The following is a 16,851-nucleotide window of genomic DNA, read 5'->3' as shown; positions in this document are numbered from 1 at the left end:
TGAAGCAATGTCGGGCGATCGGCCAATCCGCTGGACAACCATTCTTTGGTGTAGTGCAGCCATGGCTCCCCCAGTTAAAGAAAATCAGCCCGAGCCGTGAGGCGAGCGGGCTGATCATGATGAATAAAACATACCACGCCCCCGATGCACACGCATGGTGAGAATCCGGAACTGGCTGCAGAAAGGTAGGATCCCCATTAACCTGAAGCCGTCACGAGAAACGAGACGAAGGCCTCGGCGTGTTACCGCCATTCTTCAGCCTCACGATCAGCGACACGCAAACCATCGTTTACTGCCATCGACCAAGTCTGAGCCAGATGGAACCAGCAGGGTCCCTCGCTAGAACCTATAGTGCACGTAAACTTTCCGGATGTCGACGTGCGCGTTCTTTCTCTACACCCGCAGCAACAACGTCGAGGCCTCCCGCCGGTTCTACTCCGATTTATTAGGACTTGACCAGATCTGGAACGAAGAAGGAGACATCGCCTACCTGATCGGAGGCGATGTCCAGTTCTCTATCAGTGACGACCCGACGGCGACCGCTGACAAGGATTGGGCTTTTCAGCCCGGGTGGGTGTTCGGATTAGAAATCGAACCCAGGCCAAAGCGCACGCATGCGTCGTGGAGCATCCCGTTATCGCCGGAAGCGTTTAGAAGTGCCGTCGCTCGGTTACAGAACGCCAGAACCGTTGCTCTGCGAGCTGAGCCCTTCTGGGTTGGCTACTGGAGTTACGTGGTCAAAGACCCAATGGGCCAGACCGTCGAACTCACAGACCCGATCAGCGATGGCCCCTGAACGTACTGATCCCACCGCAATAAAATGCTTATTGGACCGATTCATTGGTTCCACCGAGGTGCTGGCGAACACTCGATACCGGTTAACCTAGCTTTGCTCACCACTGTGGACACCCGCGCCCCGTCTAACCACTTCTACTGGAAACAACAGCCAACGGCTTACAGCTGCCCATTTAGCGCATCCTCGCCGGACGGTTGGGACCACGTCGAGGCAGATGGCTTTGGGTGAGGCGAAATCCGAGTCATCCAAGACGAAGTATGCCCGTTCCCAGCGTCGAAGTAGAGGCGCTGCCCTCCGACGTACCGCCACATCGTTTGGGTGCTCGGGTCCGGGGTGGCTGCCATTCGCGCTGCGGTTGAGGCTAAATGACAACTTAGCGGCCAACGACGGGCCCCTTGGCTCCGGCGTACGATTCAGGCACCGGCTACAAAAGCCAGCTTCAAGGACGAAAGGGGCCAGAATGCGGCGGGGAACCAACCTCCCTCGGATGGGAGACTTCAATCAGAGTGTGGTGCTCGACGCGATCCGCCGGTCCGGGGAAGGCCTTAGTCGCGTTGAATTGGTCGAAGCCATCGGACTCTCGCCCCAGGCCGTCTCCAACATCACCCGCCGCCTGTTGGATGAGGATCTCATTGTGGAGGCCGGCAAATCCGGCACCGGCCCCGGCAAGCCCAGGACCATTCTGTGCATTAACCCGTCCGGACGCTACGCCGTCGGCGTCCATCTCGACCCCGCGGTGATGACCGTGGTGCTTATGGACCTGATGGGGACGGTGCTGCAGCGGCGGACCCTGAACACCCCGCTGGGAAACGATCCCGCCAGCATCATTTCTGCCATCGCCCTCGCAGTGGAGCGGCTGATCGCGGGTTCCGGTGTTGACCGGAACCGCATCGAAGGCATCGGGGTGGCGCCTCCTGGTCCGGTTGATTTGCCTGCAGGAACCGTCGTCGACCCCCCGCTCCTGCTCGGCTGGCACCGGGTGCCGCTGCGCGAAGCTCTCGCCGAAGCAACCGGGATGCCCGTGCTCGTTGAAAAGGACGTCACAGCCGCCGCCGTCGCGGAGATCTGGGCCGGGGGACATAGCAGTATCGAAAGCTTTATTTTCGTTTACATTGGCACCGGAATCGGCAGCGGCTTAGTCATGAACGGTGAGGTGCTCCGTGGCGCCTCTGGCAACGCAGGCGAGATTGGCCATATCGTCACGGATCCAGCCGGTCCACAGTGCTCCTGCGGCCTGCGTGGCTGTGTCGCCGTCACCTGCATCCCGCAAACCCTAGTAATGGAAGCGGAGAGCCTCGGCGTCATGAGCAACCATAGGCAGCCGAGCGGCGGAACCGAGACCAAAGAAAGCTTCCTCCAGCTCTGTCAGGCCGCCGAGCGCGGCAACCCGGGCGCCGTAGAGATCCTAGACCGCGCGGCCGCCCGCACCGCCCGGGCGGTCTCAGTCCTCGCCAACATGCTGGACGTGGACCGCGTCATCTTCGGCGGACCGTTCTGGGCACCGCTGGCGCGGCGATACCTTGAAGTGATCCCGGCGTCGCTGCTTGAATTCCGGGCGGCCCGTAGCATCCACTCGGTGGAGGTCGTAGCCACAGGAATCGGCGAGGACGTGGCTGCAATCGGCGCTGCGTGCCTGATGCTGGAGCAGACCCTGGGTCCGCGCGCAGATCGCCTCCTCCTAGCCGAATGACTCGGCGGCCCAGGCAGGCGTGCTGTTCGCCAGATCCACCAAGTCCGCCGGTTGGACGCACGATTGCCGGTTCGAGGCGGCGATTGTGCACCTACCCGGCGGGTTTGCCTGGCCACGCACCCGCCCAAATAGCCGGCACGCACAAACGCCGGTCAGCGAAGAGGTAACACCTTGATCACGGGCTCCCCTAGCCATTGTCGAGTAAATCCATTCGATGTACTATTCCCGTATCGCGTGCGCTCGTCTGCACGGAGCCCCAAGGATCAAAGGAGAACCATGCGCGGCACCACCAAGACTTATCTGGCCGCTGCGGCAGTCAGCTCGCTCGCCCTAGGCGGATGTTCCGCGGGCGGCGGCGACGACAACGGAGATGACGCCAATTCCCTGCGGATTGTCTACCAAAAGACCGGCGACGCGTCCCCGTTGGATGCCCTCATGCAGAAGGTCAAAACGGATTTTGAAGCCGCCAACGACGGCGTCACCGTCAACCTCGAGCCCGTCGAGGGCACGGATGAGGACTACACCACGCGGCTGGCCCTCTCCCAGCGCTCGCCTGACACCGCACCGGACGTCTTCTACGAGGACACCTTTCGCCTCCGCTCCGACGTCGAAGCCGGTTACCTGCTCCAGCTTGACGAGTATCTTGACGGCTGGGACGAGTGGGACATGTTCAATGACGCCGCTAAGGGAGCCGGGATCGCCAGCGACGGCGGCACCTACGCCGTACCGCTGGGCACCGACACCCGGGTGATCTGGTACAACAAGAACGTCTTGGAAAACGCTGGCATCGCCGTGCCGTGGGAGCCCGGCACCTGGGATGAAATCCTGGAAATGGCCCGCACCGTCAAGGACGCGCAACCTGATTCCGTACCGTTCAGCATGTACGCGGGGACAGGCACCGGTGAAGGCACCGTGATGCAGAGCTTCTACGAATTGCTCTACGGAACCGACAGCGGGGGACTTTACGATGAGGAGCAGCAGAAGTGGATCGCGGGCTCACAGGGATTCGTTGACTCGTTGACCTTCCTGCAAACCCTCTACCAAGAGGAACTGGCCGTCACACCGGCGGAAGCTCTGGATCCCAACGTCTGGCAGACGGTCGTGGGGACCCTACTGCCGGAAGACACGATGGGAGGTACCGTTGAGGGCTCCTACGCGCCGTCGTTCTGGCAGGAAGGCGGACAGTTCGAGTGGGCTGAATATGGCGACGTGATGGGCGTGGCACCGTTCCCGACCCAGAACGGACAGGAACCGGGCGGGGTGAGTATGTCGGGCGGGTGGACCTTGGCCATTGGTGCCGGTACCGAGAACCCGGACCTGGCCTTCGAATTCCTCACCATGGCGATGAACCAGGAGAACCTGCTGGAATACACCGTTGACAACTCACAGATCGCAGTGCGCACCGACATCGCCGAGGATCCGACCTACCTTGAGGCGAACCCGTTCATCGAGGAGGTATCAGCGGTGGTTGACGTGACCAACTACCGGCCGGCAACGTCGGACTACGCAGAAATCTCCACGGCCGTGCAGGAGGCCACCGAGGCGGTCATAGCAAGCGAGACCTCGCCAGAGGACGCGGCCGCAGCATATGACGAGGCGCTACGTTCCATTGTGGGGGACGAAAACGTGGTCGAGGAGTAGGCCATCCCGTCGACAGTCGCTTCCCGTGGCCCGGGTGGCGGGGGCCCATCCAAGGGTGAACCGGGCAGCGGGTTCCAAAGGCGGGAGCCGGAGGGAAGCGAACAGCCCACCCGCTCCCCCCGGGGCCGGAACGCCCTGCGCCTGCTGCCCCTCGCGCCAGCCATTGTGCTCATCGGCATTTTCCTTGCCGGACCGATCATCTGGTCCTTCTACGGCTCCTTCACCAACGCTGCCCTGACCGGGGCGAACGCGCAGAACCCGGAATGGATCGGCTTCGAGAACTACCTCGAACTGTTTAGCGATCCCCTGTTCCCGCAGTCTGTCTGGCTGACCGTCCTCTTTGTCCTCGCCTCCGCGGTGATCGGGCAGAACCTGCTGGGGCTTGGCCTGGCCCTGCTGATGCTGAAGGCACACAAGTGGATCTCGGCCGTCGTCGGGACCTGCGTAGTTGCTGCGTGGGTGCTGCCGGAAATCGTCGCCGCCTTCGTGGCGTACGCTTTCTTCTTCCGGGACGGCACGCTGAACCAGCTGACCGGCTTCATTGGTCTGCCGGCCGTCGACTGGCTGTTTGAAACGCCGATGCTGGCCATCATCCTCGCCAACATCTGGCGCGGGGCGGCCTTCTCGATGATGGTGTATCAGGCGGCGCTGAACGATGTACCCCAGGAGATCACCGAAGCGGCCGAGATTGACGGCGCCGGTGGGGCCAGGCGCCTCTGGTATGTGACCATCCCCATGATCCGGCGCAGTATCGCCACGAACCTGATGCTCATCACTCTGCAGACTCTGGCGGTGTTCACGCTGATCTACGTCATGACCGCCGGTGGTCCCACCAACCGGAGCACCACCCTGCCGATCATGGCCTACGAAGAGGCCTTCCGTTACAGCAACATCGGCTACGGTACCGCCATCGCCGTGGTGATGCTGATCATCGGCGGTGCGTTCTCGCTGGCGTATATCCGGTTGCTCCGGGAGAGGAAGGACTGATGGCTGCCACCTTGTCCACGGCGTCGGTATCCTCCGGCCGCCGTAACATCGCGGGGATCTTCTCCAATGCGGCGCTGATTCTGCTGGCGTTGTGCTTCCTGGTGCCGCTGAGTTGGCTGGTGCTGGCGTCGCTGGACGCCGACGCCAGCTACCAGACCCAACTGCCGTCGTCGTTCTCCCTGACCAATTTCGCGGCCGTTCTGACACCGGAACAGAGCCTGATTCCGTTGCTGAACAGCGCGATCCTCTCCGCGGGGTCCGCGGGCTTGACGATGGTGGCGGCGGTGCTGGCCGCGTACCCGCTGTCCCGGTTCAACATGCGCTTCAACCGGCCGTTCATGTATACGGTGCTGTTCGGCACCTGCCTGCCGATCACGGCGATCATGGTCCCCGTGTACAGCCTGTTCGTGCAGCTGAACCTGCTGGACTCCCTCGCCGCGACCACGCTCTTCATGGCCGCGACGTTCCTCCCGATGGCCATCTGGATGACCAAGAACTTCATGGATTCGGTACCGATTTCCCTGGAGGAGGCGGCTTGGATGGACGGGGCGTCCTCCATGAAGGCCCTCTGGCACATTGTGGTGCCGCTGATGCGCCCGGGGCTGGCCGTCGTGTTCATCTTCGTGTTCATCCAGGCGTGGGGGAACTTCTTCGTGCCGTTCATCCTGCTGTTCTCGCTTGAGAACCAGCCGGCCGCGGTGAGCATCTTCCGGTTCTTCGGGCAGTTCGGAACCGTCGCGTATGGGGAACTGGCCGCGTTCTCCATCCTGTATTCGCTGCCCGTAATCGTGCTGTACATCGTTGTTTCGCGCGGCATCGGCGGCTCATTCGCCATGTCCGGCGCGGTGAAAGGGTAGGTCCATGCACGACAACCGGCTGCTCGTTGAAGCCCGAATCAACCGGTTTATGACCGAGCGGCTCACTCCCGCGGTCTGGCGCGTAGCCGTGCCGCTGTCGGTTTCCGTCTGGGAGGCACCCGGCGAGCCGGTGCCCTTCGCCTCGGCGGTAGCGTCCTCCTTCGAGCCGTTTTCGGCGGGGTCCCCGTGGGGTGCGCCGTGGGGGACCACGTGGTTCCGGGTGTCCGGGACCGTGCCGCAGGAGTGGGTTTACGACGACGACGGCAGCTCCGCCCGCGCGGGCGGTACGTCTGGCGGGGATGGTTCGAGTCCCCGTGGCTCGGGCCCTGGTATGTCCGCTTCTGATGGTTCCGCTCTGGCGCATCGCCTGGAAGCAGTCGTTGACCTGGGATTCAGCGCAGAGATGCCGGGTTTCCAGGCGGAGGGGCTGGTGTACTCGTCCGAGGGCCGGGTATTGAAGGCGCTGGAGCCTTTGAACATGTGGGTCCCGGTCGACGCCGCACCAGGGTCCTCCTTCGAGTTTTACGTGGAGGCGGCGTCCAACCCCAACGTCCTGGTCGGGTTCAATTATGCGCCCACCCCGCTGGGCTCGCTCTCCACCGCCGGCGCCGATCCCCTCTACGTTTTCCGCGGCGCCGAACTTGCCCTCTTCGATGTGCAAGCCTGGGAGTTGGGACAGGACTTCTGGACACTCAACGGGCTCATGCACCAGCTTCCGGTGGACCTGCCGCGAAGATATGAAATTCTGCGGGCGCTGGAACGGGCGGTCAACGCCGTCGAGCCCGCCGATGTGGCCGGGACTGCAGCCGCCGGGCGCGCCTGCCTCACGGAGGTGCTGGCCGCTCCGGCATATGCCAGCGCCCACCGGCTCCACGCCGTCGGACACGCGCATATTGACAGCGCCTGGCTGTGGCCGGTGAGGGAGACCGTACGGAAGGTGGCGCGGACCTTCTCTAACGTGCTGGATCTGATGGACCGGAACCCGGAATTTGTCTTTGCCGCGTCCTCGGCACAGCAGTTTGCCTGGCTGCGCGACTACTACCCGGACCTGTTTGAGCGGGTGGCGGCCAGGGTGCGGTCGGGCCAGTTTGTGCCAGCCGGCGGCATGTGGGTCGAATCCGACACGAACATGCCGGGCGGCGAAGCTCTCGCCCGGCAATTTGTGGCGGGGAAACGCTTCTTCCTGGAGCACTTCGGCGTGGAACCGCTCGACGTGTGGCTGCCGGATTCCTTCGGGTATTCGGCGGCATTGCCGCAGATCGTCAAGGCCGCCGGATCCCGGTGGTTCCTCACGCAGAAGATTTCCTGGAACGAGACCAACCTGTTTCCGCACCACACCTTCCGTTGGGAGGGGATCGATGGGACCCAGGTCTTCACGCATTTCCCGCCGGTGGATACTTACAACTCGGAGCTGTCCGGGCTTGAGCTGGCGCACGCCCAGCGGCGGTACCGGGAGAAGGGTGCGGCCAACACCTCGCTGGTTCCGTTTGGCTGGGGCGACGGTGGCGGCGGACCAACGCGGGAAATGCTCGCCGCTGCGGCGCGGGTTGAGTCTCTGGAGGGTTCGCCCGCGGTGTCTCTGTCCAGCCCGGAACGGTTCTTCAAAACAGCCGAGGCGGAATATCCGGCAGCGCCCGTCTGGTCCGGTGAGCTGTATCTGGAATTTCACCGGGGAACCTACACCTCTCAGGCCAGGACCAAGCAGGGCAACCGCCGCTCCGAGCACCTGCTGCGGGAAGCCGAGTTGTGGTGCACGGCTGCTGCCCTGCGCGTCGGCTTGGAGTACCCCTACGATGCATTGGAAAGCGCCTGGCACACCGTGTTGCTGCAGCAATTCCACGACATCCTGCCGGGTTCCTCGATCGCCTGGGTGCACGAGGAGGCGGAGCGCCAATACGCGGCCGTTGCTTCGTCGCTTGAGGAGCTAATCAACACCGCGTTGCGTGCCTTGCTGGGGACTGGTTCCTCCGCCGTCGCGTTAAACGCGGGGCCATACCCCATCGCCGGTGTTCCTGGCTTTGGCGGCGGGGTCGCTACGGGTGCGGCCGAGTGCTCGCTGACGCGGGAGGGTTCGTCGTGGATCCTTTCGAGCGGCTCCCTCCGGCTGAGGGTGGATGAAAACGGGCTGTTTACGTCGTTGGTTGTCCTGTCCTTGGAACGCGAGATCTTTTCACCGGGGTATCCAGGGAATGTGTTCCAGCTGTTCCGCGATACACCCAACCAGTGGGATGCGTGGGATATTGATGACCACTACCGGTTCAACGTCGTCGAGCTGACCGCCGCGGATTCGGTGGACGCCGTCGATGGCGTGCTGCGGGTTGTACGATCCTTCGGTAAGTCGCGGCTGGTGCAGCGGATTTCACTGAGCGGCGATGGCACCGCGGTTGACATCTCGGTGGAGGTGGACTGGCACGAGCAACAGAAGCTCCTGAAGCTGGCTTTTCCGATGGACCTGCTGGCTGACCGAGCGGCCTCGGAAGTCCAGTTCGGGCACATCCACCGGCCAACCCACAGCAACACCTCGTGGGATGCCGCGCGGTTCGAGACGGTGGCGCACCGGTGGGTGCAGGTGCAGGAAAACGGATTTGGGGTGGCCGTGGCCAATGATTCGACGTACGGGCACGACATTTCCCGCTCGACGCTTCCGGATGGAGGAGCATGCACGCTGGTGCGGCTGTCACTGCTGCGCGGGCCGCTGTTCCCGGATCCGGAGTCGGATCAAGGTTTGCACAATTTTGGTTTTGCGCTGCGACCATTGTCGGGCGTCGCGGAGGCGGTTGCCGAGGGGTACCGGCTGAATCTGCCGCTGCGCCGGCTGTCCGAGGTCGGGTCCTCCTCCCTTCCACCGGTGATTACCGTGGACAATCCGGCGGCTGTGATCGAGTCTGTGAAGCTGGCGGAGGACCGGAGTGGCGACGTCGTCGTCCGGCTCTATGAAGCCTTTGGAGGCAGGGCCGATGCGCTACTGACTCTGGGATTTCTCTGTGACGCCGTCGTGGCGACTGATCTGCTGGAGCGGGAGGTTGACGGCGTGTTCCCCGCCGCAGACGACCGGCAGGTTGCCCTTCGGCTGCGTCCATTCCAGCTGGTGACGCTGCGCTTCCGGGTCCGGCCAGGCTCCTGACCACAGGCCGTCCGGTCACAGCCAGACCTGCCGGTTCAACCCGGCAGGTCCGGGGAAGTTATTGTCTCCCAGCGTGAGCCTGACAAGTGGTTTGTGTGAGCGGGTGGCACCGGCTGCGTTCAGACGGGAGACGGCGGAAGCTGAAAGATGAACCGGTCATAGGGGGGCCAAGTGTGCTCGTCGTCGCACTGGTAGCCGCGAAGCCACGCTTGGCCGTCTACGACGCGCAGATAGAAGCCTTTCGGATACTCGTCGTCCTCACTAAGCGCTTCAGCGGCCACCGTGAGGGCACAATCGGGCGCGCTCCCCGACGACATCACCGAATCGCGAGACGCTGCCTGCTCATTGAGAGCCATCCGTAAAAAGGGTGCAGTATCCACCGGGCACAGCAACAGGCCCTGTTGATGCGCACTGTCGAAAATCTGCGCGAGCGTCGCCCCATGCGGAAGCCCTAGTTCAGCGACAGTACGCTCTGTGACCACGACCCGCCGAGATGCCTGGTTGCCGAAAATGACGTCCCCAATCAGCGTCTCCGCGTGACCATTAACCAAGATGCCATGCGCGCTCAGGCTGTCCATAAGTTGCCGCCGGGAAAGCCCTCCGACGCGGACTTCGAGTCGTCCGACGGGAGATCTGTCTGACATGAGTCTCCTAGAGATAAGCGTTTGCCACAGGCTGGCACCCAACGCCAAGCTAGACCGGATCGCCGGGCGCAATGAAGCTTATCCAACGGGGTCGCTCAGTTACACGCCGACGCACCCTTTTGCCGATCGCTTATCGGAACGTTGGCGACAGCTCAGAAAGCGGGGTCTAAGTGTCGATCCAGTAACGGAGTTTTGCTGTCGTAGCAGTATCAGCCGCCAGAGGCGCCTCACGGACACCGCCGCAGTTCTCAATTGTGGACCTGGACGCGTGATTGTCGGCGTCGCACGTCACCAGAACCTGATCAATTCCGAGTCGCTTTGCTTCAAGAAGGGCGAGCTTTAGTATTTGATGAGCGTATCCGCGCCTCCTGAACTGGGGGCGAACGGCATATCCAATGTGTCCACCGACCGTCCGAAGAAACGTATTCAGATTATGGCGGATCGAAACCCGTCCGACGATGCTCCCGTCAACTTCCGCGATGAGGAAGGTAGCCGGGACACGCCCGACAGAGAGATCTCGACCCTGTCGAATTGCTTCAAGGTCGACCAGGAAGTCCGTCCAGTCGTCCCCGGGGTCATAACTCAAGAGGAAGTCGAATTGGTCTACAGCAAGTTCCTTCTGGGCGAGTAGCGCCTGATCCATATCGGATTCGGAAAGAGAACGTAATTCCATGAGTTCCGACGATACAGACGACGCACCGTCCAGGCCACCCGTTAACCTGCGCAGCACGAAGCTGCGCGGTCCCCGTTTAGCTCACCGCAACTTAATCGAAGCGCCCGTCAGCCGGTCTTGTACCGCGAGACGCTCTCCGGGCAAAAGACTCCCCCGCGCAGGTGTTGCCTCGACCAACAAATCCGGGGTAGCTCAACCGCTACAGAGCGCCGAGCCGGCCGTGGAACCATAATAAAAACCCTCACCGAAGTCATGTACCTTCCTCGTCACTCCCCACGAGAGCATTTCTGGAGGACCAGTGCAGCCAGTTGAGCACGACCATCGCCCAAGTCGCGAAGCCGAACAGGACGAACAGTGCGCCGGTAAAGTACCCCAGCCCACCGTCGCTAGACGCAGCGAAACTTGGAGAAAAGTGGCCGAGCACGTTGGCGAGCACCCAGGTCACAATCACAGCGAACACCGTAGCCGCGCAGATGATGACAAACCCGCGCAGCGGCTGAGGGATACGGTCGAATCCCCAGAACTCGGTGTTGAAGCCGATAAAGACGATGAACAGAATCGCCCAGAACAATGCCGCATTGAACGGCAGCGGATAAAACGCCCAGGGACTCGTAGTCGGGTCTGCAAGCAGATACCACGACGCGAGCGCCAACACCACCACAACAACCAGGTTCGAGATACCGAACAGGAACCACCGTGTTCGCGTCGTGTCTGGAACTCTGTCAATTGGAACCTCAGCGTCGGCATCCCTGCCGACCGTCGTCGAAAAATCCATCCTCACGCCTCATCTCACGTTGCTTTCGTCTTTGAACGCGCCGGGAGGCTACGGGTGGACCAGAATCTTCACCGCGGTGTCATTGTGGTTGATCAAGGTATCGAACCCCTTGTCGACCAGGTCTTCCAGCGCGATCCTGCCGGTGATGAATGGCTTGAGGTCCACCTTGCCGTCCTGGACCAGCCTGATCGCCTCGGCGTGGTCGCGCACGTAGGCGATTGTGCCCCGCAAATCGATCTCCTTCAGCACGATTTTCTGCATATCCACCGTCGCCGGATGACCCCAGATGGACACGTTCACCACCACGCCGGCGGGCTTTACGGCACTGAGTAGCGTATCCAGCACGGCATTGACGCCGGCACATTCGAAGGCCACATCTGCGCCGACGCTATCCGTGATTTCCTGTACCCGTGTCTGGACGTCTTCCTGACTCGGATCGATCACGTAGTCCGCGACCCCGCTGGAGCGTGCCTTTTCCTTGCGGGCCGCGCTGAGCTCGCTGATGATTGTGGTGACACCCCTACTTTTCAAAACGGCCGCCGCAAGCAGCCCGATGGGTCCGGAACCGCCGATCAGTGCGACGTCGCCTGTCTTGGCACCGCTGCGGGTCACCGCGTGGTGGGCAACCGACAGCGGCTCGATCAACGCGGCCTCATCCAACGGAATGTCACCGATTTTATGAACCCACCTCGTGTCCACAACAATTCTCTCGCCGAGACCGCCGCCCCCGCCGGACAAGCCAATGAAGCCCATCTTCGTGCACAGATGATAGTTGCCTGCCTTGCAGGGTGCGCACTCGTCGCACACGAAATAGGGTTCGACGACGACATTGTCGCCGACTGCTAGTTCGTCAACACCTTCCCCGACCTCCACAATCGTCCCGGAGAATTCGTGTCCCAGGGTGACTGGGGCTTCTTCTCCGGAGAGAGGATGGGGGTGTCCGGGCGATGGGACAAAGATGGGGCCTTCCAGGAACTCGTGGAGATCGGTTCCGCAGATGCCGCACCACGCAACCTGGATTTTTACTGTCCGGGCCCGCACCTCCGGCTCCGGAACATCCTCGATCCGAAGATCATTGCGGGCGTAAAACCGTGCTGCTTTCATCTTTTCTTCTTCCTTTGTATTGATGTCTGATTCGTCGGGCTCAGCTATACAGGATGCCGCCGTCTACGATCAGCGTTTGTCCGGTGACATAGTCCGAATCCGGGCTGGCGAAGAAGGAGACTACCTTCGCGACGTCGTCGGGCGTCTCGATGCGGCCCAGGGCGATGGCTTTGACGTTCTCACTCAGGTTCTGACCGGCCGGCTTACCGTTGATCTTGCTCAGTTCCCGGTCGATCAACTCCCACATTCCCGTGCCCACAATGCCCGGCGCATAGGCATTTACGGTGATGCCTTTCGGCGCCAGCTCCTGCGCCGCGGCCTGGGTGATGCCCCGGACCGCGAACTTGGATGCCGAGTACGCCCCTAGAATCGGAAAGCCCTTCACGGCCGCAATCGAAGCGGCTGAGATGATCCTGCCACCGTGTTGAAGTTCATCGAACTTTGCAGCGGCCGCCTGGATGCCCCAGATCACGGAGTTCAGGTTAATCCGGAAGACCTGCTCCAGATCCTCCTCCGTGATCTCCAGCACCGGCCGAACCTGGGCGATGCCCGCGTTGTTGACGATTACGTCAAAGCCGCCGAGCTGCTGGCTGGCCGTCTCGACTGCGCCCACAACATCGGCCCGCCGCCCGACGTCGGCGGCGATGAAGACCGCCCGCCCCCCGCCGGCCTCAATTTCGGCAACTACGGCCTCGCCCTTCTCCTGCTGGGAATCAAGATCCGCCACGGCAACGTTGAATCCGTCCCGGGCCAATCTCAGCGCTATACCCCGGCCGATCCCTTGGCCGGCGCCGGTGACGAGGGCTACTTTGTTTTGAACAGTCATGTGGTTAGCATCCTTTCAGGCATGGCGACGGCTGCGCCATGTCGGCGCAGTCGTCGCCTGAATGGGGGGTTATCAGCGGGTGTGGTGCGAAGCCTGAAGCTCAAACACCGGTGTGGGCAGCCCCTCCAGCCGAGCCTTGATCTGCAGTGCCAGGTAGTTGGAATAGTGCCGGCTCTGGTGCAGGTTGCCGCCATGGATCCAGAGGTTCTCCACGTTGGTGGGCTTCCACATATTCCGCAGCTCGCCCTCCCAGGGGCCGGGGTCCTTGGGGGTTTCGGAGCCGAAGCCCCAGCACTTGCCCACCCTGTCCGCCACCTCGGGTGAGACGAGGTCGGCGAGCCAGCCGTTCATGGAGCCGTAGCCGGTGGCGTAGATGATCACGTCGGCTTCCAGCTCGGCACCGCTGTCCATGACCACGGCGTTGCCGGTGATCTTACTGACCTGGCCGTTGGCGAGTTTCACCCGGCCGTCGATAATGAGCTGGGAGGCGCCGACATCGATGTAGTAGCCGGAGCCACGCCGCAAGTACTTCAGGAACAACCCCGAGCCGTCCACACCGAAGTCCAGCTCGAACCCCGCGGCCTCAAGCTGTGAGTAAAAGCCAGCGTCGCGCTTTGCCATCTCCTGGTAGACCGGGATCTGGGCTTCCGGGAGGATCCGGTACGGCAGCGAGGCGAACAGGAGGTCGGCCTTCTCCGTGGTGACGCCGTTGGCCAGCGCCTTCTCCGAATAGAGATCACCAAGCGCCAGGTCCATGAGGGACTCGCTGCGGGCGATGTGGGTGGACGAGCGCTGGATCATGGTGACGTCGGCGCCGTGTTCCCAGAGGTCGGCGCAGATGTCGTGGGCCGAGTTGTTTGACCCGATCACCACGGCCTTCTTGCCCGTCCAGTCGCCGCCACCCGGGTGTTTGGAGGAGTGGTACTGCTCCCCCAGGAAACTCTCGGCGCCGTCGAACGTGGGCACGTTGGGGTAACCCGAGACGCCCAGGGCGAAGACGAGCTGCTTGGGACGCAAGGTGACCGGCTCGCCGTCGCGGATGACCTGGACGATCCATTCCTGGGCGTCCTCGTCGTAGCGGGCGTTGGTGCATTCGGTGCTGGACCAGTAGTTCAGCTCCATGATGCGGGTGTAATTCTCCAGCCAGTCGCCGATCTTGTCCTTGGCCGCGAACACAGGCCAGTCTTCCGGGAACTTCAAGTACGGCAGGTGGTCGTACCAGACGGGGTCGTGCAGGTGCAGGGACTTGTAGCGGTTCCGCCAGGAGTCGCCCGGCTTCTCATTCTTCTCGATGATGATGGTGGGCACGCCGAGCCGGCGCAGCCGGGCACCGAGGCCGATGCCGCCCTGCCCGCCGCCGATGATCACCGTGTATGGCTGGTCCTGGTAGCCGAGCCTGGCTTCCTGCTCTTCCTTCAGTTCCAGCCAGGACTTGCGGCCCTTGCTGATGTGGTGGGCCACGCCCTTCTCACGGTTGGCACCCTTCTTCTCCTCGAAACCCTTCAGCTCCTGCATGGTGGTGAGCAGGGTCCAGCATTTGCCGTTGCGCAGGCGCAGGTGTGCGTAACCTCGGGCTTGTGAGGTCTCGAAGTTGACCCATGCTTCGGTGTTCGCGGCGTCCCCGGTGGCATCTTCGGCGAGGGTCCAGTTGGCCGGCTGGATATTCTCGAGCGTGGCGTCCAGCATGCTCCTGATCTGGTCCTTGCCCTCGAGGGTCTTGAGGTTCCAGGTGAAGGATACGAAGTCGCGCCAATACGATTCGTCCTCGAACAATTCCAGTGCGGCCCCGGTGTTGTGGCTGCGCAGCGCCTCGTCAAACTGCGCCAGCCAAGCCTCGGCTATGCCGTTTGCGGTCTCAGGCATGTTTCCTCTTTCCTTTGCTGACGATGAGTCATTTCCCGGTTCCGTAATAGCCGGGCTGATGGTGACTTTCATCACAAGTAAATGTCGCGGGGGGTTACAATCGGGTTACACGGGCCTCTCCCCTTTTTGCTGTGGGGTTGTCGGGCGGATCGATTCGACGGCGAGTTGGGAGTAGACACATGGGGCACGCGTTGGCGCCCGATCCTGGGCTCCGCTTCTCCTCTCCACTGGAATACGCCATGACGCTCCGCAGTGCCTGGGAGGCTACGCTGGCCGGCTCGCCGGATCCGGCATTCTCGCCGTCGTTGCTGGAGTCATGGCGCCGCTCCCTGGCTTTGGGAATCAATCCCGAGCAGCACAGTCCGCTGCATCTGCATGACGTGTCTGAAGCCCGGACGCTGGGAGCGGAGCATCGTCTGGCATCCGTGGTTCCGGCTCTGTCCCAGCTGCTCGCCGATGAGTCGGCCGCTGGCCGTCACCTGCTGATCGTCACTGACCATCAGGGCGAGGTGCTGTGGCGGGTCGGCAGCGGGTCAGCGTTGAGGCAGGCCGACTCGCTGGAGTTCGTTGAAGGTGCCGACTGGTCCGAGTCCGGTATCGGCACCAATGCCATCAGCGAAGCGCTTATTTCCGGGCGCCCGGCCCAGTTGTTTTCGTCCGAGCACCTGGTCCGGACACACCACGACTGGGCATGCACTGCCGGCCCCATCCGTGACCCTTTCAGCGGGAAAATCGTCGGGGTGCTGGATGTTTCCGGGCCGATCGATTCCATGACGCGGGACAGCCTGCGCATGGTGCGTTGCGGCGTGCGGCTGGCCGAGGAACTGCTGCGGTCCGCGGGCCCGACGGCGGACGCGGCTCCGCGTGCCGCCGTCGGGCTGTCCAGCCCCTACACCGCCTCCACGCTCTTCCTGCGGCTGCTCGGCGACAAACCGACAGCAGAGCTCGACGGCGGCCGCGGCGTTCCGATCACGCTGCGCCGAGCCGAAATACTGGCCTTGCTGGCCTCCCGGACGCAAGGCTGGAGCGCAGAAGAGCTGGCCTACCAGCTGCACGGCGAGGACGGAGCGGCCGCGACAATCCGGACGGAAATGCACCGGATCCGTTCGGTGCTGGGTGCCGTGGTGGAGCCCAATCCATACCGTTTTACCGCCGGCGTGCGTGTGGTGTCCGACGCCGACGAAGTGGCTGCGTATCTGCGGGCCGGCCGCCTCGGAGAAGCGTTGGCCGCGTACCCGGCCCGCTTGCTCAACCGCTCGACGAACCTGACTGTGGAGCTCATGCGTGACGAATTGAATGAGGCGGTTGCGGCCTCGGTCCGTTCCAGCGGAGACGCCGAGATGATGTCACGTTGGTGCGCCAGCGACATGGGCTCGGGCGACATCGCCGCCGCTGCCGCGCTGGCAAGATTGACCGGTCCCGGGGACGCGCGTTTCCAGTTGGTGCGTTCTCGAATGGAACGGATTGATCGGGAGCTGCGGGCGTAAGCTCGGTAGCCCCCGATCGCGAGCCTATCCTGATGAACGCCCCGGGCAGCCCTCGCCTTGGGCGATTCACGCGACAGATACGACCCGTGCCGGTCAGAAGCTAAAAGAGGGGAACTCGGAAGAAACTTCCACCAAAGTCATGTACGTTCACCACCACTCCCCCATGAAGTAGTAAGAAAGCTCGACCAGTGCTCCAGGCGAGAAAGGAGGCGAACCGCCACAGGAAGATTGCAACCCACCCACCCAAACAGGCACACCCTGTTCACGATCTGAGCCGGTTTGTGCACAGTCAGAGGACAAAACAGCCTCTGACAAGGGGAAACGCGTGCCCGAAGTGGGACTTGAACCGGCTTTCACCCCCTGCAAACACGGGCCTCCCCCGAA

Annotated in this window: 13 protein-coding genes; 7 read left to right on the top strand and 6 right to left on the bottom strand. The window is 62.6% G+C overall.

Translation table 11 applies throughout. The features are described 5' to 3' along the window. The first annotated feature begins 370 nt into the window (after positions 1-370). From ACX80Z_RS14480 to ACX80Z_RS14455, 6 genes are all read left to right on the top strand, one after another. A complete protein-coding gene (locus tag ACX80Z_RS14480; RefSeq protein WP_459316347.1) occupies positions 371-796 on the top strand; it encodes a VOC family protein in 426 nt (141 codons plus the stop codon). A 487-nt stretch (positions 797-1,283) separates the two neighbouring features. Beyond that, the gene (locus ACX80Z_RS14475; protein WP_459316346.1) at positions 1,284-2,486 is read left to right on the top strand and encodes an ROK family transcriptional regulator; all 1,203 of its coding nucleotides are present in this window, start codon (positions 1,284-1,286) and stop codon (positions 2,484-2,486) included. Between the two features lie 276 nt (positions 2,487-2,762). Continuing rightward, positions 2,763-4,127 (top strand): extracellular solute-binding protein, encoded by a 1,365-nt coding sequence (locus ACX80Z_RS14470; protein WP_459316345.1) that lies wholly within the window; start codon positions 2,763-2,765, stop codon positions 4,125-4,127. 165 nt (positions 4,128-4,292) lie between these two features. Continuing rightward, positions 4,293-5,114 carry a carbohydrate ABC transporter permease gene (locus tag ACX80Z_RS14465; RefSeq protein ID WP_459316344.1) on the top strand — a complete coding sequence of 274 codons (822 nt, stop codon included), beginning with the start codon at positions 4,293-4,295 and terminating at the stop codon, positions 5,112-5,114. Further along, positions 5,114-5,971 carry a carbohydrate ABC transporter permease gene (locus ACX80Z_RS14460; RefSeq protein ID WP_459316343.1) on the top strand — a complete coding sequence of 286 codons (858 nt, stop codon included), beginning with the start codon at positions 5,114-5,116 and terminating at the stop codon, positions 5,969-5,971. The genes ACX80Z_RS14465 and ACX80Z_RS14460 overlap by 1 nt, the downstream gene beginning before the upstream one ends. A 4-nt stretch (positions 5,972-5,975) precedes the next feature. Beyond that, positions 5,976-9,095, top strand: a complete 3,120-nt coding sequence (locus ACX80Z_RS14455) for an alpha-mannosidase (RefSeq protein WP_459316342.1) — start codon at positions 5,976-5,978, stop codon at positions 9,093-9,095. A gap of 119 nt (positions 9,096-9,214) precedes the next feature. Here the strand turns inward: ACX80Z_RS14455 and ACX80Z_RS14450 are convergent, their stop codons facing one another. From ACX80Z_RS14450 to ACX80Z_RS14425, 6 genes are all read right to left on the bottom strand, one after another. Further along, entirely contained in the window at positions 9,215-9,739 is a 525-nt protein-coding gene (locus ACX80Z_RS14450) for a hypothetical protein (RefSeq protein ID WP_459316341.1), read from the bottom strand. 166 nt (positions 9,740-9,905) lie between these two features. Then, a complete protein-coding gene (locus ACX80Z_RS14445) occupies positions 9,906-10,382 on the bottom strand; it encodes a GNAT family N-acetyltransferase (RefSeq protein ID WP_459316361.1) in 477 nt (158 codons plus the stop codon). Positions 10,383-10,662: 280 nt separating this feature from the next. Continuing rightward, a complete protein-coding gene (locus ACX80Z_RS14440; protein WP_459316340.1) occupies positions 10,663-11,187 on the bottom strand; it encodes a hypothetical protein in 525 nt (174 codons plus the stop codon). Between the two features lie 48 nt (positions 11,188-11,235). Continuing rightward, a complete protein-coding gene (locus ACX80Z_RS14435) occupies positions 11,236-12,291 on the bottom strand; it encodes a 2,3-butanediol dehydrogenase (RefSeq protein ID WP_459316339.1) in 1,056 nt (351 codons plus the stop codon). Positions 12,292-12,331: 40 nt separating this feature from the next. After that, positions 12,332-13,117 (bottom strand): acetoin reductase, encoded by a 786-nt coding sequence (locus tag ACX80Z_RS14430; protein ID WP_116778998.1) that lies wholly within the window; start codon positions 13,115-13,117, stop codon positions 12,332-12,334. 72 nt (positions 13,118-13,189) lie between these two features. Next, complete coding sequence (locus tag ACX80Z_RS14425) at positions 13,190-14,980, bottom strand: NAD(P)/FAD-dependent oxidoreductase (RefSeq protein ID WP_116778999.1); 1,791 nt, start codon at positions 14,978-14,980, stop codon at positions 13,190-13,192. Positions 14,981-15,219: 239 nt separating this feature from the next. Between ACX80Z_RS14425 and ACX80Z_RS14420 the strand changes: the two genes are divergently transcribed. Then, the gene (locus tag ACX80Z_RS14420; protein ID WP_459316338.1) at positions 15,220-16,467 is read left to right on the top strand and encodes a helix-turn-helix domain-containing protein; all 1,248 of its coding nucleotides are present in this window, start codon (positions 15,220-15,222) and stop codon (positions 16,465-16,467) included. Positions 16,468-16,851: the final 384 nt, after the last annotated feature.

The organism is Arthrobacter sp. TMT4-20 (assembly GCF_054510775.1).
This window is presented reverse-complemented; position numbering and strand designations above follow the sequence as displayed.

Coding starts and splice junctions, on each gene's coding strand:
- ACX80Z_RS14480 (WP_459316347.1), top strand. CDS start 371: ATGTCGACGTGCGCGTTCTTTCTCTACACCCGCAGCAACAACGTCGAG.
- ACX80Z_RS14475 (WP_459316346.1), top strand. CDS start 1,284: ATGGGAGACTTCAATCAGAGTGTGGTGCTCGACGCGATCCGCCGGTCC.
- ACX80Z_RS14470 (WP_459316345.1), top strand. CDS start 2,763: ATGCGCGGCACCACCAAGACTTATCTGGCCGCTGCGGCAGTCAGCTCG.
- ACX80Z_RS14460 (WP_459316343.1), top strand. CDS start 5,114: ATGGCTGCCACCTTGTCCACGGCGTCGGTATCCTCCGGCCGCCGTAAC.
- ACX80Z_RS14455 (WP_459316342.1), top strand. CDS start 5,976: ATGCACGACAACCGGCTGCTCGTTGAAGCCCGAATCAACCGGTTTATG.
- ACX80Z_RS14450 (WP_459316341.1), bottom strand. CDS start 9,739: ATGTCAGACAGATCTCCCGTCGGACGACTCGAAGTCCGCGTCGGAGGG.
- ACX80Z_RS14445 (WP_459316361.1), bottom strand. CDS start 10,382: ATGGATCAGGCGCTACTCGCCCAGAAGGAACTTGCTGTAGACCAATTC.
- ACX80Z_RS14440 (WP_459316340.1), bottom strand. CDS start 11,187: ATGGATTTTTCGACGACGGTCGGCAGGGATGCCGACGCTGAGGTTCCA.
- ACX80Z_RS14435 (WP_459316339.1), bottom strand. CDS start 12,291: ATGAAAGCAGCACGGTTTTACGCCCGCAATGATCTTCGGATCGAGGAT.
- ACX80Z_RS14430 (WP_116778998.1), bottom strand. CDS start 13,117: ATGACTGTTCAAAACAAAGTAGCCCTCGTCACCGGCGCCGGCCAAGGG.
- ACX80Z_RS14425 (WP_116778999.1), bottom strand. CDS start 14,980: ATGCCTGAGACCGCAAACGGCATAGCCGAGGCTTGGCTGGCGCAGTTT.
- ACX80Z_RS14420 (WP_459316338.1), top strand. CDS start 15,220: ATGACGCTCCGCAGTGCCTGGGAGGCTACGCTGGCCGGCTCGCCGGAT.